Consider the following 21,677-nt stretch of genomic DNA (forward strand, 5'->3'; position numbering starts at 1 on the left):
AGCGGGCTGCACCTCTACGCAGAAGAGGCCGAGCGCCATCCAAACGGCGGCGAGAGGGACAATTGCGATCCGGAAAGACCATCGCAGGCAGGCCAGAGTCAGACAGCACAGGAGTGACATGGCAAGGAGCACGATGACCGTTGATGCGTGATTCCGCGCCATAGCTTCGCCAAGCGCAAACCAGCAGACCGCCGTCAGAAGAGGAGCGCGACGAAACTCGAGCGCGGGAACGCGTGCGACCGCCTTCGGCCAGAGATTGGGGTTCGGCTCGTTGGTTCTTCCGGTCTTCGATGCTCTGCCTGCGGACCGCACTCACCAACCATTTCACCACAATGTGGCTACGTTTATCTGCGCAAAACCACGATCGTCTCGAGGTGAAACGTCTGAGGAAACAGGTCCACCAGGTGCAGTTCTTCGAGCTTGTAGCCAGCGTCTAACAGCATCTTCAGGTCTCGAGCCAGAGTCACGGGATCGCAGGAGACGTAGACAAGCTCGGGGGCCGAAACACGCGCGAGGAGCGAGCAAACCTCTGCTCCAACACCGACCCGCGGAGGGTCGACGACGATCAACTGAGGGCGTTCTCGTTGTACCACTGCCTGACGGAGGAATTCAACGGTGGTGGCTTCGACGGCGCGTCTTCCGGTTCCTTTGAAGGAGCTAATCAGATCTGTGGCGGCAGCCTCGACTGCCACTACTTGCTGGAATGTTTTCGCTAACGCTCGAGAAAATAATCCCACGCCGGCATATAGATCCCACGCTAGTTGTCCGATGCGATTTGTTGCGACGATCCGGACAAGTTCCTCGATGAGAAAACGGTTGACCTGAAAAAAGGCGCCGCGGCTCACCCAGTAGTCTTCGTTTCCTGCCGGATAACTCAAGCCTTGTGCTCCCCAACTTTCCAAAGGGCGCGGCTTCTGTACTTGTCGCTGTGGTCCTGCGAGTTTGAGGAGAGAGGTGCCAGCTCCCACGAGCTCTGGCACGAACTGTTTCATGTGATCGCACAATGAGGCCAACCCAGGTTGATCCTTCCGGACGAAGACGGTCATCTGCAGCCTCTTTTCGTCGGCTGTTGTAAAAAACTCCGCTTCGACAGCGTTGCCTAGCCACCGCTTTACAGCTGTGTTCTCAGTCGCTACTTGCAAAAGGCTTTGAGCCGCGCGCCACAGCAACGGCACGGTGATGGGACACTCCTGAATCGCGAGAAACTCATTGGTGCCGCGCCGGTTGTAGCCAGCTCTCAGGATGGAATCCACCTCTTCGATCCGCAGGCGCATACGATTTCTGTAAGCCCAGGCAGCCGCGGTATGACTCTGAATCTCAGGCAGCGCGCTCAACCCGGCACGTTCGAGCGCCTCCTGCAGGATGGATGCTTTCATCTTCACCTGCGCGGGATATTGTGCGTGCTGGTAGTGACATCCACCGCACTCTCCGAAGTGTGGACACGCTGGCTGGACACGGTCTTCCGAATCCTTCAGCACCTGCAGAAGAGAGGCTTCCTCAAAGTTCTTTTTGTGCTGCTGAATCTGGACCTCGGCCAATTCGCCTGGTAGCACGAAGGGTACAAAGACAGACTCGCCGTCTGTTCGATGAGCAAGGCCGGCTCCGCCATAGATCGCTTTTTCGATTTGTAACTTCATCCGTGGCTCATATAGAAGAGGCTGAGGCGAGGCAGTTTGCGAGCTTCCAATAATCGCTTCTGGAGAAACTGTTGCTGCACTTGTTTGATCTGGACAGCCTGCATCTTGCCGCGGTAAGGCGCTAGTTCGCGAGCTGCCTGTTCGCGTAAGGCGACCAACTCCTTTTCAGGCGCGGCCGTCATCACAGCGGCAAATATCTTCTCTTCGAGCACACTGAGAGTTCGGTCCAGCTCTTCGAGTGAGTGCACGTGTTCAACGCGCAGGCCGGTGGCCAGGGCTCGTAGCCTTACTGCGATCTCGGTGGCCATCGCGTCTGCCGGCGGAGTCAGCTTTGCCGACTCGATGGCCGCAGCGTTGTCCTCGAGATACCGTCCGACGCGTTCGGTCTCGAAGCCGCTCTCTGCTGCCTGAGCCGAAGCGGCGGGAGCAGCGCCGATAGAGGCTTCGACCGCCTGCTCCACGGCCTCCATCACGCTCTGTGCGCACCACGCCAGGCCGTTCACCTTGCGCGTTCTTGTCGTGGCGCGAAGAGCCTTTGCATCATATTTGTCGAAGGCGTTGTCGATTCCACGTAACACCGCCTCCAAAGGCACACCGGCCTCTCGCCATGTCTCGATCAGCGCCCAATCCAGGGTAGAGAGCATCAGGAGCGAGCCGCGACGCTGCTGAAAGCGCTCCTCGATCTCCGTAAAGTAGTTGAAGTAGTTCTGCATTCGCTCTTCTACAGCTTAAGCCAGCGCGGACGAGCGTGCCTAAACGTGCTTCGTGGTTAGGTCCCGCGCTTTTTGTGCCGGTCAAGATTGCGCTCGTAGATGAGGCGCAGTCCGGTCAGGGTCAGCAATTCATCCACTGCTCCGATGTACTTCGATCCGCCGGCAATGAGCTTCGCGAGGCCGCCGGTGGCGACGGTTTTCGTCTCGGGTCCCATCTCGGCGATCATGCGTTCGAGGATGCCATCGACGAGCCCGATATAGCCGTAGTAGAGGCCGATCTGGATGTTGTCGACGGTTCCGGTTCCGATGACCTTCGCGGGTTTTTTGATATCGATTCGCGGCAGCCGGGCCGCGCGCGAGAACAGGGCATCGGCCGAGATGCCTAGTCCCGGGGCGATCGCTCCGCCGAGGAACTCCCCTTTTTTTGAGAGCACGTCGAAGGTTGTTGCGGTGCCCATATCTACAACGATGCAGGGTCCCCCAAAGCGCTCGAAGGCTGCGATGCAGTTGACGATTCTGTCGGCGCCGAGTTCAGCGGGATTATCGGTCAAGACGGGAATGCCGGTCTTCACGCCAGGTTCGACGAAGACGGGCCTCACATGAAAGTACAGTTCGCAGACCTGACGCAGAGTCGAGTCCAGTGGGGGTACTACCGATGAGATGGCGATGCCGTCGACGACTCCAATCTCCAGCCCCTTCAGGCTAAACAGATTGCGCAGGAGAATGCCGAACTCATCGCTGGTCAGTTTCGACGAGGGTGTTGTGATGCGCCAGTTCGCCACCAACTCCGGCCCCGTCGCCGGTGTTTCGTTGGCCAGCCGGTAGAGTCCGAGGACCGTGTTGGTGTTGCCCACATCCATTGCCAGTAGCATTGTTCGAGTCTCCACCATGTTCCGTTTAGAACGGACGAACTCCGCCGGAGAGGACGGTATGCAGCGCTCCATCGTCTCCTGCGATACGCAAAAAGCCACGGGGAGCAAGCCCCGTCGTCACGCCAGTATATCCGCCGTCCTCGTCGACTCGAACGCGTTTGCCGCGCACCCAGCTTGAGGCGGCCTCGAATCTCTCTAGTAGCTTGGGGCGAGTGGATGTTCCACGTAGCTCGTCTTCGAGAAGGTGAATCTCTTCATCGAGAGCGCGCAGGAGTTCGATCAGTACGCGCTCGCGTGGATATGGGCTTCCGCTTTCGCGGCGCAGCGAGGTAGCGAAGGGTTCAATTTCGGCAGGGAAGTTGGCGTGGTTTACGTTGATGCCGATCCCGATGACGGCGTACCGAAGCATCGTCGGCGTGTCCGACTGCGAGGGGATCGAGGAGGTTTCGACCAGGATGCCGCCGCATTTCTTTTCATGGAGAAGAAGATCGTTGGGCCAACGGATATCGGGTCTAAGGTCCGTTACGGCGGCGATGGCTGCTTGCGCAGCAAGGCCGGTTGCGAGGGATAGCCAGAGTGCGTCGACTAAGGCTATTTGCGGGCGCAGGAGCACGCTGAGGTAGAGCCCGTCGCCGGATATGGAGTGCCAGACGTGGCCGCCACGGCCTCGCCCAGCGGTTTGCTCATCGGCGACCCACACGCTGCCATGCGATGCGCCTGCTTGGGCGGCTTCTAACGCCAGCAGGTTGGTAGATCCGACCGTTGGGAGATGCTGTAAATGGCCTGCGAAGGCGGTGCGGGCGAGCGCAGCTACGACAGTGGGTAGATCGAACGAATCAGCCACTCTGTCCTCAGTAGATGTCGGCTGTGATGCGCATGCTCAGGTCGACTGCGGCGGCTGAGTGTGTGAGTGCGCCGACCGAGACGAAGTCGACTCCTGCCAAGGCGTAGGCGCGCACTGTCTTCAGGTTCATGTTGCCGGAGGCCTCAATGGGGACGCTGGGCAGGGTGGCGCGAATCTGCTTGATCGCTTTCTTTACCTGCGAGGGTGTCATGTTGTCGAGCAGGATGGACTCTGCACCGCCAGCTATGGCTTGGTCCAGTTCGGTTTGGCTGCGGACTTCGACCTGTACGACCTGGCCGGTCTTGCGGCCTTCGAGGGCGCGCTCGAGCACTGTTGGGAGGCCGCCGCCGAGTGAGATGTGATTGTTCTTGATGAGGATTCCGTCCTGGAGGTCGAGGCGGTGATTGACGCCGCCGCCGCAGCAGACTGCGTACTTATCGAGAATGCGCAGGCCCGGTATAGTTTTGCGCGTGTCGAGGACTTTTGTTTTGGTGCCGGCGACTGACCGTACGAACTCGTTGGTGAGTGTGGCGATGCCGCTCATGCGCTGCATGAGGTTGAGGATGACGCGCTCGCAGGAGAGGATGGCGGCAGCGTTATGACGAATAACGGCGAGGGTTTGGCCCTTCTTCACGCTGACGCCGTCGAAGATTTCGGGGTGGCTGATGACCTCGAAGCGGCCTACGGGGGCGGGGGACATCTTTGCGAAGATATCGAGAAATACGGGGATGCAGCCTAGTCCTGAGACGACGCAGGCCTGCTTGGCGATGATGGTTCCGGAGGCGCGGAGATTGGGGGGGATGGTGAGAGCGGTGGTGACGTCGTTGGCGACTTTGTCTTCAGCCAGGGCAGCTTCAAGGATGGTGCGAATCCGTTTGCTCTTCCAGTCCATTCTCTAATCCTAAACCTCTTGTTTTTCCGGGAAAAAATATGGGCGTGGTGGCGGGGAGTTTTTTGCTGTTTTTGGGCTGTTTTCGAGGGGGTTTTGGGAAAAGTGGGTGTTTTGGTGTGGTATTTCGCTGGTGAGATCGTGGTGGATGGGTGGTGAAACGTGGTGTTCTGGACGCTTGTTTTAGAGTAGCGAAAAATGCGCCAACTTTTCAAAATATTTGTGTGGAAAAGCGTGGCTGCGGGGTAAAGCGTGCCCGTTTCAACCTTGCCGCAAGGAAGGTTGAAACGGGACTTGCTGTTTGGCGAGATTACGCCGTTGCGTAGAGGCGGCAGTGCTCGAGGTAGGCGGTTTCGTGGCTGGCGATTAGCTCCACGATGCTGGTCCACATCCAGCCTGGGGCGTTGAGGGTCTTTGACTGGTTTTTGGCTAGCTCGGCGGCCCAGTGCTTGCGGGTGGCGGCGTCCATCTGGCGGGCGTGGGCTTTGCCGACGATGCAGGCGAGGTAGCTTGCGGCGTTGACGGCCTCCTCGCGGGTGAGACGGTCGATCTCGAGCTTGAGGTCCTGGGGCATGAGCTCGCGCAGGACGACGGGGCGGGAGAGGAACTTTGCGGCCAGCATTCGCTCGCCTAGATAGGGCGAGAGGTTGCAGGCGCCGGTGACGACTCGCTGGGCGAAGTCTTTGGGCATGTCGGCGTTCTTTGCGGCGGGTGCGGCGGCTCGCACGGCTTCCTTGATATCGACGAGGCAGTACTCCTTGTCTTTCTTTGGGCCTACGCCGAGCAGGACGGCGTAGCGGAGGCGTCCCAGGGAGCTGCAGCCCTTCATCCAATAAGCTGCGTCGAGCACGCGGACCCTGGCGTCGTTGTCGCGATGCTTGAGCGAGGTGATGAGCTTGCGCGCGGCTTCGTTCTTGAAGAGTTTTGTGATCTCTTCCTTCTCTTCGTCGGAGAGCGTCCAGAAGCGCTCGCCCAGCGGGATGGTCGGCTTGACGTCTTCGATGCGCTCCTGCGCCAGATGCTGCCACTCGCGGTTCACCGCTTGATGGAGCACAGTCTCGACGGGGCGCAGGTTCTTTGGGTCTTTCGTCACCTTCTTAGCGCGTTGAGGGATCAGGGCGCTGCGGTATCCCTGGACCATCTGCTCCATCATGAGGGCGGTTGTGACGCCGGGCAGGTCGGAGCCGCGGGCGGCGGTGGCGAGCGAGAGGCCGAGCCGGATGAGGTCGTGTGCGGGGTTGCCGATGACGGTCTGGTCGAGGTCACGGATCTCGATCTCGACTTTGCCTTCGGAGTTGGCGACGGGGCCGAGGTTGCCAACGTGGCAGTCGCCGCAGATCCAAACGGGAGGGCCCTGGGGGAGCTTGCGAGCGGAGTCGGCTTTGAGCCACTCGTAGAATTGGCGGGTGTTTCCGCGAACATAGGCGTGGGCGGAGCGTGCCATCTTCAGGCGACGGCGTTCTTCGAGTACAGCTTGGCGATCGGCAGGTTTGATCTCAACTACTTTTTTCCGCATCAACCAGTATTAGCAGAATATTCACATTCGTTGTGTGTCTTGCGGCCGGCATATGCGCTGAGTGAAAGTTTTTCCGGGAATTCAAAGTTCTAGCCTCATTGAAGGGAAGATGCGGTGTTGGCGGCGTGATGCGGCGGGTAGACGCCTCGCATGGAGCGACGCACCTAATTCATCTCCGGGACCTACACGCTGGCCGCAGCCTACGGCACATACCCCGCCGCCTTCATCCGCGAGATCGTCTGAGCAAAGGCCGGGTCCTTCATTCCCTCAGCCACATTTTTCCGGTTACGGACCAGAGAGAGCTCGTCTGAGGTGATAGAGGGCGGGAAATCCTTGAACTTCCGCGCCGTGTTTTCGAGCGCGACACCCTCCAACCAGTGCTTGGTTAGCGCAATCTGCGTCAGAGTCGTGGTCTCGCCGATCTGCGCGGGGCTTAGGTGAGAGAGCCGGTTATCCGTCAATTCGTACCGTGAGGCGTCATTCATCGCGTCATACGCAAGCGACCGCGCGTCATCGATCTTCTTAAGCTGGTTGTAGGTGTCTTCATACTGCTCTACCTCTTCACGGTGCATAAGGCTGGTGACGCCACTGGTCTTGGCCGCATCCCAGACGGCCTGGCTGGGGCTAGAGGAGGCGTGGAACCAGACGAGGCAGCCGGGCAGCTTTTCATCCGGGGTGCCCGGATGCTTCTGAAGATAGGCCAATACCATCAGGTTGTTTTCGAGTTCCGCCGTCTCCCAGCGCCAGTGGGTCGTCTCACTCCTGAAGGAATCCTTGTTCGCTTCGCGCTCGCCGCGCAGCTCCTCCCGCACTTCTGCGACCTCCCGGCGATGGTGGAAGTGCTCTACCGCCTGCTCCAGAGCGATGGCGATCAGCAACCCGAGCACAATCGTCGCGATATGGATGAAGAATTCCTTCCAGCTACTGGCCGCATGATGGGCCGGGTGTACATCAAGCATGGTTTCGTGCTCCTTCGCAGTCTCTGCAACGTGTGTTGTCTCGGCACTCTCTGCCGTCTCGCCTTCGCTCGGCGGCGGCGTCGCCCCGGCGGGCACAGCCGCCACATCGGCAAGCGGAAGCTCTTCCGGGATGTCCGGTGTCTCGGGCATAAGTTTCCTTGGGGCCGTGGTGACGCCAGAGTATCAGCGAGAAACGGGCGCGCGTAGAACCTTGGCGTCGAACTTCCTTGAAAACGGGGTTTTCGGCAGCTTCTTGTGCCGGACCCGAAGCTGACCCAACACCGGTTTTTCCCCACGATTTTCGTACCTCGATAACTAGCGCCAGCGGAAGATGCGGAGGGAGATGGCGAAGGGGATTATGAGCCACGCCAGCAGGATGGCTACTGGAGGGAGTAGTTGATGGAGGCTCATTCCCTGGAGCATGTTGCCTCGCATGGCGTCGATTGCGGCGGTGAGAGGGAGCGCTTTGATGAGAGGTTGGACGACTGCGGGGAAACGGGTGGAGGAGAAGAAGACTCCGGAGAAGATCCACATGGGAAACATGACGAAGTTCATGAGTCCTGAGACGGCTTCGATGGTTTTGGCGCGGGATGCGGTGAGCAGGCCCAGCGCGGAGAAGGCCAGGGACGTGAGGATGCAGAGAAGTGCCAGTTGGGCGATCGATCCGCGGAAGGGCACACCGAAGACGAGGCGGGCGAAGCCGAGAAAGGCGGCGACTTCGATGACGAGCATGACCAGTCTCGAGAGGAGAAAAGATGCGAGGTACTGCCAGCGAGGCATGGGCGAGGCGACGAGACGCTTGAGGAGTTTCTTTTGTCTGGCTTCTACGATGGCGAACCCCATGCCCCACATGGCGGATCCCATGAGGTTCATTCCGAGAAGTCCAGGCACTACGAAGTCGATATAACGCGAGCCGGTTTCGTGCACCAGGTCTTCTTTGGTGTGGAGGGCGTCGTGTCTGCCGGCTGCGGTTTGGATCGCGTGGTCGGCGAGGAGTTTGGCGGTGCGTGCGTCCGGGTTGGTGGAGTCGTACTGGTAGACGGTCGTGTCCGGTCGCTGAACGGCGAGGAGCAGGATGCGTCCTGTGGCTAAGGCCTGCGTGCCTGTGGCTTCGTCCATGGTGGTGGAGGTGAGGCCCTTGTCGGCGTTGAGCGCCTGGGTTAGTTGCAGCGTGGTGGCGCCTACCTGAAGAACTTCTGGCGGGCGGTTGCGAAAGGCGATGCCGAGGCCTGCGGCGAGTAGGATGGGAAAGATGAAGATCCAGAAGATCGCCTCGGGCTCGCGCAGGAAGAGGCGGAAGCGCATCATCGTGAGTTGATAGAGGCTGCTCAGCTCCAGCTTATTCATCGCGCAGGTTCCTTCCGGTGAGGCCTACGAAGACATCTTCGAGTGTTGCCGAGTGAGTGCGGAACTCGTCGAGGTGAAGCCCTTGCGAGGCGAGCACGGAGAAGATCTTCGGCACGGCGGTGTGGAGCTCGCGTACGGAGAGCTGGTGGATGCCGGCGGTGAGGCGGTGGGACTCGACTCCATCGATTGCAGTGAGGAGGGCTGGATCGACGGAGCCATTTCGGTTGTCTAGGCTGGTGGCGGCGAACTCTACGATGTGCTCTCCGCCGACGGAGGCGATGAGCCGGGGCGGGGTGTCGAGCGCGATGATGCGGCCGTGGTCCATGATGGCGACGCGGTCGCAGAGGCGCTCGGCCTCGTCCATGTAGTGGGTGGTGAGGATGATGGTGCGGCCCTCCTGCTTGAGGCGGTCGAGCAGGTCCCACAGGTTGCGGCGGGCCTGGGGGTCGAGCCCGGTGGTTGGTTCATCGAGGAAGAGCAGCTCTGGATCGCCTACGAGGGCGCAGGCCATGGCGAGGCGCTGCTTCTGGCCGCCGGAGAGGGTGCCTACGCGGGCGCTGCGCTTCTCCTCGAGCTGAGCGGTTTTGATGGAGTCTTCCACGGTGATGCCACGATGGAAGAAGCTGCGGAAGAGGCGCAGGGTCTCTTCGACGGTTAACTTCTCGGAGAACTGGGTCTCCTGGAGCTGGAGGCCGATGCGCTGACGAAGCTCGTCTGCATTGGTGCGCCAGTTGAGGCCGAGGAGTTCGACGTCGCCGCTGTCGGGTGCGGTGAGGCCTTCGCAGATTTCGATCGTGGTTGTCTTTCCTGCGCCGTTCGGACCCAGAAGCCCGAAACACTCGCCGGGTGTGACCTCGAGATCGATGCCGTTGACGGCGACTACGTCGGCGAAGGTCTTGTGGAGTCCGCGCAACATCAGCGAGGGACGGTCGGCCTGCGGCTTTGCGCTCAGCATGGAGAGGTTGCCTTTGGCTTCGAGGGAGGCAGCTTGTCGACGAGGATCTGGACCAGCTGGTGTACGGAGTTTTGACCTACGTCTCGGAGGGCGGCATATTCGCTGATTTCGATGTGACGAATGCGGGGATCCTGAAGGAATAAGCCGAGCAACTCCTTGCCTTCTTCGAGGCTGAGCCCTTGTTCGTGAGGGAAGTAGATGGCAGTCAGGTCGCTTCCGCGGAAGACGTCGATGTCGAGGTGCAAGAGGATTGCAGCGGAGGGTGGAATCGCGGCGAGGATCTGCTGCGCCGATTGTCGGATACCGATGCGCCGGAGATCGGCTAGCGATGTGGACTTGATGGGTGTTTCCGGCGACTGCGAAGGGGTGGACCATCCTATGAAGGAGACCTGCGAAGGTTTGAGGGGTGGACCGTTCCAAAACGCGGAGTCGTGGGTGAGAAACCAGACTGCGCAGGCGGCGGCGCTCTGACTGCGGGAAGAGACGGGCGCGGCGTCGTCGCAGTCTCCGTCGATGTAGAGGACGTGAATGTCGTTGGATGCGACTTTGCTTAAGGCTTGTGCGGTTCCTACGACGACGCTGCAGTCGCAACCAATCAAGAGCGGAGTTTGTCCGGGCTGAGAGAGTATCCCGGTGAGATGTTCGCTCAGCAGGTCCCAGACGATTCGCGGAGCCGGCCAGCTTCTGATGGGAGGAACGGAGTGATGGGGAAGATAGCTGGGTATAGGGAGATTGCCGGCATCGACAGCGTTGCGACCGGCATCGTTCAGCCGCTTTACCAGATCGGCGTCACGGTAGGCCTGGGCGTCGTTCTCGTTTCCGGGAATGAGCGATCCTGCACGAAGGGGAACTCCGAGAATCAGGTAAGCCGGAGTTGTCCGCTGGGCGTTGGGAGGCGGTTGGATCGGGGAAGCCGCGGTGGGGACTGGTTGCCCGTCGGCGTAGGCGCTGTCCAGTGTGAGCCCAAGGGCAGCTGCGCCCGCCGTGGTCAGGAACTCTCGCCTCTTCATTCAGCACCTCGTTTCAGCAAAGCGGCCGGAAGACAAGTTTTACCTGATACTAGCGGAAGGCGTCAGCTGTCTTTGCGGAGGCCTCTAGATATCTTTGCGATAGAGGAGCTCGCGCATGGCCTGGCGCCGGGCGGCGTTGGCTTCGGTCTGATTTTTGCGCTCGTCGGCGTCCATGCGTTGTTTGGTGACGGGGTCGGTGGTCTCTTCGGCGCTGCACTCGGGACAGCGGTTGGCGAAGCCGGGCTTATCCGGCTTTAGCTCGAACTCTTCAGAGCAGATGGCGCAGACTTTGATCGGAAACGGCATACCCTCCATGATAAATCGATTGGGGGTTTTAATGCGCCCTGCGCGGGCGGCGCCCACTTCGTGGGGTGTATACCGCTTCGCCTTGGGCCTCCCGTTGGTCGGCGTTGATACTTCTTTGCAACCAACGGGAGTGACGAAACAGCTTGACAAATTTATGTGTAAGTATTAACTTACGGTAAGTGAAAACTTACGAACAGCAGCAACTCGATGCCCTTGGGGATGTAACGCGGCGATTGTTATTGGAGCGGCTTCGCCGTGGGCCTCTGCCGGTTGGCGAGCTGGCGCGTGGTCTTACGGTGAGCCGGCCAGCGGTTTCTCAGCATCTGCGGGTTTTGAAGGAGGCGAAGCTGGTGCGCGATGAAGCAGCAGGGGCGCGGCGCTACTACAGCCTGGATCCGAAGGGGTTTGAGGCGCTGCGAAAGTATCTGGACAACTTCTGGGGCGAAGCTCTGGAAGCATTTCAAGCGAAGGTCGAGGAGAAGTGATATGCCGGAGAGACAACTGATGGTGGATGAAGCGACGGTGTTGGCGGACTCGCAGGAGTTGGCGTCGGTGCGGAAGAGTGTTCGCGTGAAGGCCGATGTGGCGCGCGCGTTCCGGGTGTTTACGGAGGGGATGGACAGCTGGTGGCCGAGGACGCATCACATTGGCAGCTCGCCGATGAAGCGGGTGGTGGTGGAGGGCAGGCCGATGGGTGCGATCTATACGGAGCAGGAGGATGGGACGAACTGACCGTGGGGTTCGGTGCTGACGTGGGAGCCGCCACATCTTTTTGTGATGGCGTGGCAGATTCGCCCGGACTGGCAGTTCGAACCGGAGTTGAGCAAATGCAGCGAGGTGGAGGTACGGTTTACGGCAGCCGATGATGGCACGACGCTGGTGGAACTGGAGCATCGCCACATGGAGCGACATGGTGCGGGCTGGTCGAAGATGCACGGGCAGGTGAACTCCGGTTGGCCCGGCGTGATGGAGTTGTTTGCGGCAAAGGCGGATGAGGGGGTATGAGGGCGGCGGCGTGGTTTCGCGCTGCGGCTGTGGTGTTGCTGCTGTTTGCCGTGGGCCATACTTACGGCTTTCTGGCCTTTCGCCCGGAGACGGCGGAGGGCCGGGCCGTGTGGGAGGCGATGAAGAGTGTGCGGTTCTCTGTGGGTAATACGACGTTTAGCTACGGCGGGTTTTATATCGGCTTTGGGTTGTTTATCTCTGCGTTCCAGGTGTTTTGTGTCTGGCTGGCGTGGACGCTGGGCTCGATGGCGCGGGCCGGGGAGATGGCGGCGCGCAGGATTGCTTGGGGAATGTTTGTGCTGCAGTGCTTTGGGATTGTGCTCTCGTTGCGGTACTTTTCTCTGGGGCCTGCGGTGCTGTCGGTGATTGCGGCGTTTTGTTTTTTGATGGGCGCGCTTTCTGTGCGGAGGAGTGCTGGATGAATGGAGTGATTTCGCGGCGTGAGTCCATCCAATTTATTGCGCGGGAGATTTGGCAACCCCGAGCGACGCAGCCTATAATTCCGGCCCCATAGGGGGTTGATATGACCACAGATGACAAACAGCTCATGGAAAACAAACATATCGTGCAGAGGTTCGTGGAGGAGTGCTGGAACCAAGGGAAGATGGATTCGATAGGCGAACTGGTCGCAAGCGGATGCAAGCTTCACGACCCGGTTTTTCCCGCTCTTACCTCGGGTGCGGACAACCTGAAGCGGCACCTTGAGATGTGCAGGATCGGATTTCCCGATCTCAGATCTTCAATCGACGATACGATCGCTGAACGAAATGAAGTTGTGCACCACTGGACGATTCGAGGGACTCACAAGGGACAGTTCCTTGGTCTGGCTCCGACCAACCGCACGGCCACGGTCTCGGGCACCTCGATTCATCGGATAGAGGGCGGAAAGATCGTGGAGCAGTGGTCGGATTGGAACCTGATGACGTTGATGGAACAACTTGGGGTCTCTGCGGCACCGAAGACTACGGCGCCAAAAGCAGAATCGAAGCAGGCTTGATGGGTGAGCGTGGCTACACGCAGGCTTGATGCCAGGGGCTATGCGGAAGGCAGTGAATCGAGAGCTGCCTTCGTTTTGTCGTGCAGAACTTTGGTTTCGGCGTGTTGCTTGCGCAGACCGTCTACGATGTGGGCGGGGGCCTTCGACATGAAGGTTTCGTTGTTGAGTTGTTTGTCAGCAGAGGCCAGGCCTTTTTCGTATTTGGCAAGGTCTTTGGTGAGGCGCTCGCGTTCAGCAGCGACGTCGATTTGACGCTCGTAGATGATGGCTACGTCGAACTCTGCAGTGGAGCGGGCATTCGAGGCGGTGAACGGCTCGCTGGCAAACTCTACTGCTTGGACGCGGGACATCTTTGCGAGGACGTCGGCGTTGGCGTCGGCTAGCGCGAGGACGCGATTGCCTGCGTGGATGGTGATGGGTGTGGCTTCTTTTTCGGGGACGCCTAGTTCTTTGCGCAGACCGCGTACGGTGACGATGAGCTCCTGCAGAGTCTTCATCGCGCTCTCGGCTACTGGGTCGGCGGGGAAGTCGGTGGCTTGCGGGTAACGGGTGAGGGCGATGGATTTTGCTGGCGGCTTGCCTTCGTAGAGGGCGTGCCAGATCTCTTCGGTGAGGAAGGGCATGAAGGGGCTGAGGAGACGCAGGGCGCTCTCGAAGACGCCTACGAGTGAGGCGAGGGTGAGGGCGGTGACGGGATTTGTCTCTGTGGCCGAAAGCTCTTTGGCAGAGGGAGAGGCGTTGGCTTCTTCGGGATTCTTCGCTTCGCTCAGAATGACAGCTTCGTGATTCATTGTTTCGCTTGGGATGACAGCTTCGGGAGGAACGCCGAAGTTGAGGCGAAGTTTGGCAAGCTCGAGGTACCAGTCGCAGAACTCGCCCCAGAAGAACTGGTAGATGGCGTTGGCGGCTTCGTCGAAGCGGTAGTCGGCGAGGGCGCGGTCGACTTCGGCGGAGACAGCGCTGAGACGGGAGAAGATCCAGCGAGTCTCGAGTGGTGTGTCGTCTGGCAACGAGGGGACTACGCCGCTGTCGCGCATGGTCATGTTGTAGCCGGCCTCGCGGGCGCGATCTACGTTCATGAAGAGGAAGCGGGCGGCGTTCCAGATCTTGTTGGCGAAGGCGCGGTAGCCTTCGGTGCGGGCTTCGCTGAAAGCGATATCGGTGCCGGGTGAGGCCATGCTGGCGAGGGTGAAGCGGACGGCGTCGGTGCCGAAGCGCTCGATGATGTCGATGGGGTTGATGACGTTGCCCTTGGTCTTGGACATCTTCTCGCGGTTGGCGTCGCGGACCAGGCCGTGGATGTAGACCTCGCGGAAGGGGACGGCGTCGGCGAGAGTGCGATTGCTGCCGTCGGGCATGGGGACGTCGAGCATGAAGTGAGTGCCGAGCATGACCATGCGGGCGACCCAGAAGAAGAGGATGTCGAAGCCGGTGACGAGGAGGTCGGTGGGGTAGAAGGTAGCGAGGTCGGGCGTGAGGTCCGGCATGCCGGTGTCGGCGTTTGGATTGGGCCAGCCGAAGACGGTAAAGGGGAGGAGGCCGGAGGAGAACCAGGTGTCGAGGACGTCGGTTTCTTGAACGAGGTCGGTGGAGTTGCAGGTGGTGCAGTGGGTGGGTGTTGTTCGCGCCACGGTAATTGCAGAACAGGCCTTGCAGTACCACGCGGGAATGCGATGGCCCCACCAGAGCTGGCGGGAGATGCACCAGTCGTAGATGTTCTTCATCCACTCGTCGTACGTCTTGCGGTACTGGTCGGGGGTGAATTTGATGTGGCCCTTGTCGACGGCTGCGATTGCTTTCGCCGCGATGCTGTCGCCGCCGGTGTTGGGAGTTTTGTTGACGGCGAGGAACCACTGCTGCGAAAGGCGCGGCTCGATGACGACGCCGGTGCGCTGGGAGATGCCGATGGAGTTGGTGTGCTCCTTGATCTCGACGAGGAGGCCGAGGGCTTCGAGGTCGGCCACGATCTTCTCGCGTGCGACGTAGCGGTCGAGGCCGTGGTAGGGCGAGCCGGGGAGGAGGACGTGTGCGGTCTCGTCGAGGATGGTGAGGTTGGGAAGGTTGTGGCGCTGGCCGATGGCGAAGTCGTTGGCGTCGTGCGCGGGCGTGACCTTGACGGCGCCGGTGCCGAACTCGGGCTTGGCCCAGTCGTCGGCTAGGATGGGGATCTCGCGGTCGGGTGCGTTGTTGATTCCGCTGAGCGGAAGGCGTACGAGTTTGCCTTGCAGGGCGAGGTAGCGCTCGTCAGTGGGGTTTACGGCTACGGCTACGTCGCCGAGCATGGTTTCGGGGCGGGTGGTTGCGATGACGATCGAACCACTGCCATCTGCCAATGGATAGCGGATGTGGTAGATCTTGCCGACGCGCTCCTCGTGCTCGACTTCGAGGTCGGAGACGGCGGTCTGGATGCTGGGGTCCCAGTTGACGATGTAGGCGCCACGATAGATGAGGCCCTGCTCGTAGAGGCGGACGAAGGCCTCGTTGACGGCGGGGCTGAGGCGGTCGTCCATGGTGAAGTACTCGCGGGACCAGTCGACGGAGGCTCCGAGGCGCTTCATCTGGTCGAGGATGGCTCCGCCGTAGATGTCGCGCCAGGTCCAGACCTTTTTGACAAAGGCGGCGCGGCCGAGCTCCTGCCGGGTCTTGCCTTCTTCCTTGAGTTGGCGCTCTACCATCATCTGGGTGGCGATGCCGGCGTGGTCGGTGCCGGGGACCCAGAGGGCGGTTTCGCCGCGCATGCGATGCCAGCGGGTGAGGATGTCCATCTCCGCCTGGTTGAGCATGTGGCCCATGTGGAGGCGGCCGGTGACGTTGGGGGGCGGCAAAAGAATGGTGAACTTCTTTTTCGCGGCGTGCGTAGTTTCGGGGGTCGGAACGTCAAACAGATGTTCTTTGACCCAGTACTCGGCCCAGCGCTGTTCGATAACGGACGGATCGTATGCTTTTGGAAGTTCCTGGCTCATCGGTGTTTTAAGGGTAGCATCGACGGGCGTTAACCGCTGGTATGCGGTGGCGGGCTCGTGCGTCAGGAAACGGTTCGTCAAAGACATGCATCCACGTACACTAGCCCACGAGGTTACTCATGCGTAGACTGCTCCTCGCTCTTGCCCTGTTGATTGTTGCCGGTACACCCGCCTTTGCCCGCTCTTCGCAGGATCGCGCCAGTATTGGAAGCGATATTACGATTGCGGATGGAGAGACGGCGGGGGATATCGCCTGTGCGTTTTGCACGGTGCGTGTGCATGGCGAGGTGAAGGGAGATATCGCGACCTTCCTGGGGTCGGTGGTGGTCGACTCGGGGAGGACGATCTCGGGCGATGTGGCTTCGCTTGGCGGCGATCTCGAGATGGGCCAGGATGCGTCGGTGGGCGGCGATGTTGCGATTGCCGCGGGAGACTTGAAGCTGGGCGACGGGGCGGCGATTCATGGCCAGCGGACGGTTCTGCCTGGGCGCTTGTGGCTTCTGTTGCCGCTCGCACCGTTTTTGATACTCGCGGGACTGATCTGGTTGATCGTGTCTATCGTTCGGCGTAACCGGTATCCGTATCCGGTTCCTCCAAGAGGGCGCGGGTTCTAGCCCAAGTCTTTTGCCGGGGCTGAGGTAGTGTAAGAAGATTAGGGGACCTGATCAGGGAACCTGGCCTGCGGCGCATGCGTACCACCTTCTGCACGCTGTTTATTCTCTGGGGGAACTTTGCCGAACTTCGCGCTCCGCAGCCTCGTCTTCACGCTTCTGTTTGTCTCGACCGCGCTGGCTCAGGCGCCGGGCAACCGGGCTTATGTCGGGGAGGATGTTTATGTCGCTTCGGGCCAGCAGGTGCGCAATGCGATGTGTATCTTCTGCTCGGTGCAGGTGGAGGGTGACGTGACGGGGCGGGTCATCGTGCTGTTCGGCAGCCTGAATGTGACCGGACAGGTGGCAAAGGGCGCGACCGTGATCGGGGGAAACGCGGTGGTCGATTCGCAGGCGCGGATTGGCGGCGATACGACGGTGCTGGGCGGTAATGCGGTGTATGAGAGCGATGAATCGTTTGGGGGAAGCGCGTATGTGCTGGGCGGTCATCTGTCGCATGTGCCGCTGGCGCATGGACAGGTGAGTGCGCACCCACGGGTCTCGTTGAGCCCGCTGTTTTCGGTTTTGCTGGGGGTGCTGGTGTTGCTGCTGCTTTCGGCTTTGTTTGTGCCGCAGGTGCGGCGGCGTATTGCAGTCAATCAGAACTCTTGAGCGGAGTGTGTTCCGGACGACAAAAAAGGATGCACGCCTAGGGCTGCATCCTTTTTTGTTTGATGAGGAAGATGCACGAAGACGTTAGAAGGGGTTCAGCTTGTTCAAGCCCTTCTTCTTCTTGTGCTTGCTGTCGGACTCGTCGCCCTTGTCGAAGTCAGGCTTTCTGTTCTTTCCGTTGGCGTTGCTGGCCTGTGCGACGGGCTGGGTTCCGGGCTTGATATCGTTGACTGCGTCGGGGGCAGCCGCAGCCTTTTCAACCGCGGGAAGAGGCGTGGAGTTGGTTGGTCCAACCGCCTTCAGGCCGCCATCGGCAGGGACGGTGGTTCCGGAGGTGCCGGAGTTGAGAATCTCGACTCCGCCGATGCGGTTGCCGGAGGATGCGGGCGGGGTTGGTGCTGCACCGGAGATGCTGGTCGTCGACGATGCTCCGCTGGCGGCACCGGGGTCGGCGGCAGGGACGTCCGAGAGAGCCAGAGGCGCGGCGGGTGCTGCCGGAGCTGCGCCTTCTGCTGCGGGAGCTGCATCCGCTGTTGTCGTCGCGGGCTTCGCAGTGAGAGCGGCTCCGGCGGCAGCGTTGGGACTCAGCGCATCGTTGAAGTCGGTCTTGATCTGGTTCACGACGTGCGGCGCGATCGTGGGAGTGGGATCGGCGAGGGTCGGCTCTCCATCACGCGCTGCCATGACGACGTCCGGCTGGTGGAGGACGAGCAGACGAGCGCGATCCTGCAGACGATATTGACGGCGGCTGTTTTCAAGCGCGACGCTGGCGGCGATCTGCTCGGGGGTCGGCTGCGGAATCTTGACGTTCATCGCATCGAGACGGTCGCGGGCATCCTCGACGTGGGGTGAGGCGGAGTGCTCGAGAATCACCTTGCTGTAGGCGGCGATCGCCTGGTCGTCATAGATCTTTTCGAGCCTTGCCTTGCCTGCTTCGGGAAGCTTCATGGTGCGGACGAATCGCGCTTCGGCCTCATACGCATCGCCGAGGCCGACCAGAACGTCGTCCATGTGGCTGTACTGCGGATAGGTGTCGGCGACGGTCTGGTAGCGCGCGATGGTCGCGGGATAGTTGTTGTGAGTCTGGTAGAAGGCAGCGATGTTGGCCTCGCGATTGGCCATGACCTCCTGTACCTCGCGCAGCCTCTGCTTGGCCTGAGGGACCAGGGTCGACTCGGGGAACTGCTGCAGCATCAGGCGGTACTCTTCTTCAGCGTGAGTGGCCTTGGCGTAGTCGCGGTCGGGCTTGTCCATCTGGCGGAAGTAGATGTCGCCTACGCGCATCTGGGCTTCGGCGGCCTCGGGGGCGTTGGGGAAGAAGGTGATGAAGTCCTTGTACTCCTGCTCGGCCTGGGTGAGGGCTGCGGTGCCGCCTTCCTTGTACCAGCTGTCTCCGATGGCGAGCTTGGCCTTCATCTGATACTGCGAGTCGGGATAGGTGTTGAGCAGGGTCTGCAGGTCGAGACGGGCGACGTCGAAGTGTCCGCGCTTGGTGGCGTCGACGGCCTTGTCGTAGAGCACCTTGTCGGGAAGATTGGCGTTGGGCTTGTCGGCCGGCTTCATCGTCTTCTCTTTGCGGAGCTCTTTCTTGGTGTCCTTGGACGGGACGACTTTGTCCTTCTTGTTGTTCGGTGTTGCGGAGAGGGTCACGCTCTCGTGCTGCTGACCGTTGGCGTCGGTGGTTGTCTGGGAGGAGCCGTTTACCTGCGCCAGGGCTCCGATGGAGCTGAGCGAGCCAAACATCAAACTGGCAATTGCGACTCCGGCCAGTGTACCGGCCCTGAGAGTTGGAAAGAAAGAACGCTTGTTCATCCGCTATAGACCCCATCCGCCTCGCGCGGTCAGGCGCTCAGGCTGTGTTCTATTCTAATCGTTCCTGTCTGATCCTTACTACTGCGTGACTTCGGCCGCGCTTATGCCACTTGTACCGAGCCGGCGGCCCGGGCGATTTTGAGAAATTCCACGGCGTTCTGCTCGGTCTTGCCGGGGCTGAAGATGGCTGAGCCGGCCACGAGCATGTCGGCTCCTGCTTCGACGACCTGAGCGACGGTATCGTGAGCAACGCCGCCGTCTACTTCGATGCGAAAGTTGAGGCCCATCTCCTCGCGCAGTTCGGCGAGGTGTGCGATCTTGTCGAGCGCGAGCGGCAGGAACTTCTGTCCGCCGAAGCCAGGATTCACGCTCATCACCAGCACATGATGCACGATGGGAAGGACTTCCACCAGCGTGTCGACCGGAGTTGCGGGGTTGATGACGACGGCCGGCAACATGCCGTGGTCGATGATCTGCTGGAGGGTCCGATAGAGGTGGCGGCAGACCTCCTGGTGGACGCTCATCATGTCGGCCCCGGCTTCGGCGAAGTCGTGGATGAAGTCGTCGGGGTTTTCGACCATCAGGTGGCAGTCGAGGGGGAGCCTGGTGATGGGGCGGAGGGCTTTGACGACGGGCGGGCCGAAGGTGATGTTGGGGACGAAGTGGCCGTCCATGATGTCGACGTGGAGGAGGGTTGCGCCGCCGCGCTCCACGAGGGCGACATCGTCGGCGAGGTGGGCGAAGTCTGCGGCGAGGATGGATGCTGCCAGTTCGATCACGGGAATAAGCTCCTGAAGCCCAGTTTATCAGTGCGCCATCAAGTCTTTTTCTCTGACAGGTGGGATTCGGTGGTTTATTGTGTGTCTGCCGAATCATTGTGCGTGCCGGAGGTTCCTATGCTGAGGATGGCTCGTTGGCTATGCTCCTTCTTTGTTATTTTGAGCCTTTTACCTGGCGCGGAGATGCGCACCCTGGCCTGTACGCGGGCTGTTTACCTGGGGCCGGACGGCGAAGTGATTACCTCTCGCTCGATGGATTGGAAGGTCGATGTAGGCACGAATCTGTGGATACTGCCTCGCGGGATGGAGCGGAACGGGGAGGTGGGAGCGCAGTCGCTCAAGTGGAGATCGAAGTACGGAAGCGTGGTGGCTACTGGATATGACGTTTCAACGACGGATGGGATGAATGAGAAGGGGATGGTGGCGAATCTGCTGTGGCTGGTGGAGTCGGAGTATCCGAAGCCGATCGCAGGCAAGCCAGGGATGGCGATCTCACTATGGGCACAGTGGGTGCTGGACAACTTCGCTACAGTGGCAGAGGCAGTGGACGCTCTGGAGCACGAGACCTTTACGCTGGTGACCGCGAGTGTTCCGGGCGAGAAGAGGCTCGCTACGCTGCATCTCTCGATGTCGGATGCGACCGGCGACAGCGCGATTGTGGAGTACATCGACGGGAAGCAGACGATTCACCATGACCGCAAGTATCAGGTGATGACGAACTCCCCGGCGTTCGATCAGCAGCTGGCGCTGGATACATATTGGAAAGGCATTGGCGGAACGGTCATGCTTCCGGGAACGAACCGCGCGGCGGACAGGTTTGCGCGAGCTTCTTTCTACATCAACGCAATTCCACAGGGAGAGAGTCCGGATATTACAGTTGCCAGCGTCTTCAGCGTGATCCGGAATGTCTCGGTGCCTTATGGGCTTACGACGCCGGAGGAGCCGAACATCTCATCGACGCGATGGCGAACAGTGGCCGATCAGAAGAGAATGATTTACTTCTTCGAGTCCGCGGTGACACCCAATACGTTCTGGATGAACTTCAAGGATATCGATTTCTCCGCAGAGACCGGGAAGGTGGAGAAGCTTGACCTGGGAAAGAACCAGAGCCAAGTCTATGCCGGGAATGCTGTAAAGGAATTTGTGATGAGCAAGCCGTTTAAATTTCTTGGGATACCGTAGGCCGTTTGCGTGACACGATCCGCCCAATGTCGGACGGTCAGCAGCTGCGGAGGCATTCGAACAAACCCGCTATCGATTCTCAGGGTTGTCACGGCTCAGGATGGGCGCTTAGGCAACCGTGATCCCATGCCCCTCCGCCGAGGCGAGAGTCGACAGCAGGTTGGTCATCTTCAAGAGATTCCGTAACTGCTTGCCGAGGTGCAGCAGCTGGAACTCGCACCCTGCGCTCTTTGCGTGAGCATAGAGCCGCACGATCGTTCCCAGTCCCATGCTGTCCACATAGGTCAGGTCTTCGAGATCGAGCACCAACACTTTGCTGCTGGAGGCAACTTCCTTCAATTCCTTGTAAAAGCCATCCGTGAGGCCCGCCACCAGGCGACCATGGCACTTCACAACGGCAGTTTCCCCTTCACGTTTAACGTCATAGGTTAGCGGTTTGGCGGGTACTTCAGGCAGTTTGGCGGCTACTTCTTCAGGCATCTGGCGGCTCCATCGAGCAGGAATGAATACACAGAAACGATAATCCTACCGGAGCATTCTTGCATACTGGTGCGCCTTCTGCCGAACGAGCTTGCTGGGCTCGTCCTCGAGACCGGGGCTCGAGCCAGGGGAAGAGGATCTCGTCGTTG

The 21,677-nt window shown here is 60.2% G+C and carries 23 protein-coding genes; 8 read left to right on the forward strand and 15 right to left on the reverse strand.

Annotated features, from left to right (window positions below; all coding sequences use genetic code 11):
- Positions 1-344 precede the first annotated feature (344 nt).
- The 11 genes from rlmD to HDF09_RS14185 all read right to left on the reverse strand — a co-directional run bounded on the left by rlmD (position 345) and on the right by HDF09_RS14185 (position 11,048).
- Positions 345-1,637 carry a 23S rRNA (uracil(1939)-C(5))-methyltransferase RlmD gene (rlmD, locus tag HDF09_RS14135; protein WP_183767416.1) on the reverse strand — a complete coding sequence of 431 codons (1,293 nt, stop codon included), beginning with the start codon at positions 1,635-1,637 and terminating at the stop codon, positions 345-347.
- A complete protein-coding gene (locus HDF09_RS14140; RefSeq protein WP_183767417.1) occupies positions 1,634-2,350 on the reverse strand; it encodes a hypothetical protein in 717 nt (238 codons plus the stop codon). The genes rlmD and HDF09_RS14140 overlap by 4 nt, the downstream gene beginning before the upstream one ends.
- Before the next feature lie 56 nt (positions 2,351-2,406).
- Complete coding sequence (locus HDF09_RS14145; RefSeq protein ID WP_183767419.1) at positions 2,407-3,222, reverse strand: type III pantothenate kinase; 816 nt, start codon at positions 3,220-3,222, stop codon at positions 2,407-2,409.
- Positions 3,223-3,247: 25 nt separating this feature from the next.
- The gene (locus HDF09_RS14150; protein ID WP_183767421.1) at positions 3,248-4,066 is read right to left on the reverse strand and encodes a biotin--[acetyl-CoA-carboxylase] ligase; all 819 of its coding nucleotides are present in this window, start codon (positions 4,064-4,066) and stop codon (positions 3,248-3,250) included.
- A gap of 7 nt (positions 4,067-4,073) precedes the next feature.
- Positions 4,074-4,958: a carboxylating nicotinate-nucleotide diphosphorylase gene (gene nadC / locus HDF09_RS14155; RefSeq protein ID WP_183767423.1), complete on the reverse strand. Its 885-nt coding sequence runs from the start codon at positions 4,956-4,958 to the stop codon at positions 4,074-4,076.
- A 307-nt stretch (positions 4,959-5,265) separates the two neighbouring features.
- Entirely contained in the window at positions 5,266-6,471 is a 1,206-nt protein-coding gene (locus HDF09_RS14160; protein WP_183767425.1) for a DUF2252 family protein, read from the reverse strand.
- Positions 6,472-6,671: 200 nt separating this feature from the next.
- Positions 6,672-7,580, reverse strand: a complete 909-nt coding sequence (locus HDF09_RS14165) for a hypothetical protein (protein ID WP_183767428.1) — start codon at positions 7,578-7,580, stop codon at positions 6,672-6,674.
- A gap of 165 nt (positions 7,581-7,745) precedes the next feature.
- Positions 7,746-8,777, reverse strand: a complete 1,032-nt coding sequence (locus HDF09_RS14170; RefSeq protein ID WP_183767430.1) for an ABC transporter permease — start codon at positions 8,775-8,777, stop codon at positions 7,746-7,748.
- Positions 8,770-9,732 carry an ABC transporter ATP-binding protein gene (locus HDF09_RS14175; RefSeq protein ID WP_183767432.1) on the reverse strand — a complete coding sequence of 321 codons (963 nt, stop codon included), beginning with the start codon at positions 9,730-9,732 and terminating at the stop codon, positions 8,770-8,772. Before HDF09_RS14175 ends, HDF09_RS14170 begins: the two co-directional genes overlap by 8 nt.
- A complete protein-coding gene (locus HDF09_RS14180; protein ID WP_183767434.1) occupies positions 9,726-10,742 on the reverse strand; it encodes an arginase family protein in 1,017 nt (338 codons plus the stop codon). Before HDF09_RS14180 ends, HDF09_RS14175 begins: the two co-directional genes overlap by 7 nt.
- Positions 10,743-10,826: 84 nt before the next feature.
- On the reverse strand, positions 10,827-11,048 hold the full coding sequence (locus HDF09_RS14185; protein WP_183767436.1) for a hypothetical protein: 222 nt from the start codon (positions 11,046-11,048) through the stop codon (positions 10,827-10,829).
- A gap of 179 nt (positions 11,049-11,227) precedes the next feature.
- Here HDF09_RS14185 and HDF09_RS14190 point away from each other — a divergent pair, with 179 nt between their 5' ends.
- The 5 genes from HDF09_RS14190 to HDF09_RS14210 all read left to right on the forward strand — a co-directional run bounded on the left by HDF09_RS14190 (position 11,228) and on the right by HDF09_RS14210 (position 13,050).
- Positions 11,228-11,533: an ArsR/SmtB family transcription factor gene (locus HDF09_RS14190; protein WP_183767438.1), complete on the forward strand. Its 306-nt coding sequence runs from the start codon at positions 11,228-11,230 to the stop codon at positions 11,531-11,533.
- Between the two features lies 1 nt (position 11,534).
- Positions 11,535-11,780, forward strand: coding sequence for an SRPBCC family protein (locus tag HDF09_RS14195; RefSeq protein ID WP_183767440.1), 246 nt, complete (start codon positions 11,535-11,537; stop codon positions 11,778-11,780).
- A 12-nt stretch (positions 11,781-11,792) separates the two neighbouring features.
- Positions 11,793-12,053, forward strand: a complete 261-nt coding sequence (locus tag HDF09_RS14200; RefSeq protein ID WP_311719558.1) for an SRPBCC domain-containing protein — start codon at positions 11,793-11,795, stop codon at positions 12,051-12,053.
- Positions 12,050-12,475, forward strand: coding sequence for an LIC_13387 family protein (locus tag HDF09_RS14205; protein ID WP_183767444.1), 426 nt, complete (start codon positions 12,050-12,052; stop codon positions 12,473-12,475). Before HDF09_RS14200 ends, HDF09_RS14205 begins: the two co-directional genes overlap by 4 nt.
- Before the next feature lie 101 nt (positions 12,476-12,576).
- Positions 12,577-13,050: an ester cyclase gene (locus HDF09_RS14210; RefSeq protein ID WP_183767446.1), complete on the forward strand. Its 474-nt coding sequence runs from the start codon at positions 12,577-12,579 to the stop codon at positions 13,048-13,050.
- Between the two features lie 38 nt (positions 13,051-13,088).
- On the opposite strand, the gene HDF09_RS14215 is transcribed toward HDF09_RS14210, so the two are convergent.
- Positions 13,089-16,013: a valine--tRNA ligase gene (locus tag HDF09_RS14215; protein ID WP_183767893.1), complete on the reverse strand. Its 2,925-nt coding sequence runs from the start codon at positions 16,011-16,013 to the stop codon at positions 13,089-13,091.
- A 119-nt stretch (positions 16,014-16,132) separates the two neighbouring features.
- Between HDF09_RS14215 and HDF09_RS14220 the strand changes: the two genes are divergently transcribed.
- Together HDF09_RS14220 and HDF09_RS14225 are read left to right on the forward strand one after the other, a co-directional pair.
- Positions 16,133-16,627 (forward strand): polymer-forming cytoskeletal protein, encoded by a 495-nt coding sequence (locus HDF09_RS14220; protein WP_183767448.1) that lies wholly within the window; start codon positions 16,133-16,135, stop codon positions 16,625-16,627.
- A gap of 117 nt (positions 16,628-16,744) precedes the next feature.
- A complete protein-coding gene (locus tag HDF09_RS14225) occupies positions 16,745-17,275 on the forward strand; it encodes a hypothetical protein (RefSeq protein ID WP_183767450.1) in 531 nt (176 codons plus the stop codon).
- 84 nt (positions 17,276-17,359) lie between these two features.
- Here the strand turns inward: HDF09_RS14225 and HDF09_RS14230 are convergent, their stop codons facing one another.
- Together HDF09_RS14230 and rpe are read right to left on the reverse strand one after the other, a co-directional pair.
- Positions 17,360-19,087 (reverse strand): outer membrane protein assembly factor BamD, encoded by a 1,728-nt coding sequence (locus tag HDF09_RS14230; RefSeq protein ID WP_183767452.1) that lies wholly within the window; start codon positions 19,085-19,087, stop codon positions 17,360-17,362.
- Between the two features lie 101 nt (positions 19,088-19,188).
- Positions 19,189-19,866: a ribulose-phosphate 3-epimerase gene (gene rpe, locus HDF09_RS14235; protein WP_183767454.1), complete on the reverse strand. Its 678-nt coding sequence runs from the start codon at positions 19,864-19,866 to the stop codon at positions 19,189-19,191.
- Positions 19,867-19,992: 126 nt separating this feature from the next.
- Here rpe and HDF09_RS14240 point away from each other — a divergent pair, with 126 nt between their 5' ends.
- On the forward strand, positions 19,993-21,048 hold the full coding sequence (locus HDF09_RS14240; RefSeq protein WP_183767456.1) for a linear amide C-N hydrolase: 1,056 nt from the start codon (positions 19,993-19,995) through the stop codon (positions 21,046-21,048).
- 108 nt (positions 21,049-21,156) lie between these two features.
- Here HDF09_RS14240 and HDF09_RS14245 read toward each other — a convergent pair whose 3' ends face one another.
- Complete coding sequence (locus HDF09_RS14245; protein ID WP_260181321.1) at positions 21,157-21,528, reverse strand: STAS domain-containing protein; 372 nt, start codon at positions 21,526-21,528, stop codon at positions 21,157-21,159.
- Positions 21,529-21,677: the final 149 nt, after the last annotated feature.

Origin of the sequence: Edaphobacter lichenicola (genome assembly GCF_014201315.1) — a bacterium.
Classification (GTDB): Bacteria; Acidobacteriota; Terriglobia; order Terriglobales; family Acidobacteriaceae; genus Edaphobacter; species Edaphobacter lichenicola_B.

Bases quoted from the DNA above. Each gene is read 5' to 3' on its own strand.
- rlmD (WP_183767416.1), bottom strand. From the start codon at position 1,637: ATGAAGTTACAAATCGAAAAAGCGATCTATGGCGGAGCCGGCCTTGCT.
- HDF09_RS14140 (WP_183767417.1), bottom strand. From the start codon at position 2,350: ATGCAGAACTACTTCAACTACTTTACGGAGATCGAGGAGCGCTTTCAG.
- HDF09_RS14145 (WP_183767419.1), bottom strand. From the start codon at position 3,222: ATGCTACTGGCAATGGATGTGGGCAACACCAACACGGTCCTCGGACTC.
- nadC (WP_183767423.1), bottom strand. From the start codon at position 4,958: ATGGACTGGAAGAGCAAACGGATTCGCACCATCCTTGAAGCTGCCCTG.
- HDF09_RS14160 (WP_183767425.1), bottom strand. From the start codon at position 6,471: ATGCGGAAAAAAGTAGTTGAGATCAAACCTGCCGATCGCCAAGCTGTA.
- HDF09_RS14165 (WP_183767428.1), bottom strand. From the start codon at position 7,580: ATGCCCGAGACACCGGACATCCCGGAAGAGCTTCCGCTTGCCGATGTG.
- HDF09_RS14170 (WP_183767430.1), bottom strand. From the start codon at position 8,777: ATGAATAAGCTGGAGCTGAGCAGCCTCTATCAACTCACGATGATGCGC.
- HDF09_RS14175 (WP_183767432.1), bottom strand. From the start codon at position 9,732: ATGCTGAGCGCAAAGCCGCAGGCCGACCGTCCCTCGCTGATGTTGCGC.
- HDF09_RS14180 (WP_183767434.1), bottom strand. From the start codon at position 10,742: ATGAAGAGGCGAGAGTTCCTGACCACGGCGGGCGCAGCTGCCCTTGGG.
- HDF09_RS14185 (WP_183767436.1), bottom strand. From the start codon at position 11,048: ATGCCGTTTCCGATCAAAGTCTGCGCCATCTGCTCTGAAGAGTTCGAG.
- HDF09_RS14195 (WP_183767440.1), top strand. From the start codon at position 11,535: ATGCCGGAGAGACAACTGATGGTGGATGAAGCGACGGTGTTGGCGGAC.
- HDF09_RS14205 (WP_183767444.1), top strand. From the start codon at position 12,050: ATGAGGGCGGCGGCGTGGTTTCGCGCTGCGGCTGTGGTGTTGCTGCTG.
- HDF09_RS14210 (WP_183767446.1), top strand. From the start codon at position 12,577: ATGACCACAGATGACAAACAGCTCATGGAAAACAAACATATCGTGCAG.
- HDF09_RS14215 (WP_183767893.1), bottom strand. From the start codon at position 16,013: ATGAGCCAGGAACTTCCAAAAGCATACGATCCGTCCGTTATCGAACAG.
- HDF09_RS14220 (WP_183767448.1), top strand. From the start codon at position 16,133: ATGCGTAGACTGCTCCTCGCTCTTGCCCTGTTGATTGTTGCCGGTACA.
- HDF09_RS14230 (WP_183767452.1), bottom strand. From the start codon at position 19,087: ATGAACAAGCGTTCTTTCTTTCCAACTCTCAGGGCCGGTACACTGGCC.
- HDF09_RS14240 (WP_183767456.1), top strand. From the start codon at position 19,993: ATGGCTCGTTGGCTATGCTCCTTCTTTGTTATTTTGAGCCTTTTACCT.
- HDF09_RS14245 (WP_260181321.1), bottom strand. From the start codon at position 21,528: ATGCCTGAAGAAGTAGCCGCCAAACTGCCTGAAGTACCCGCCAAACCG.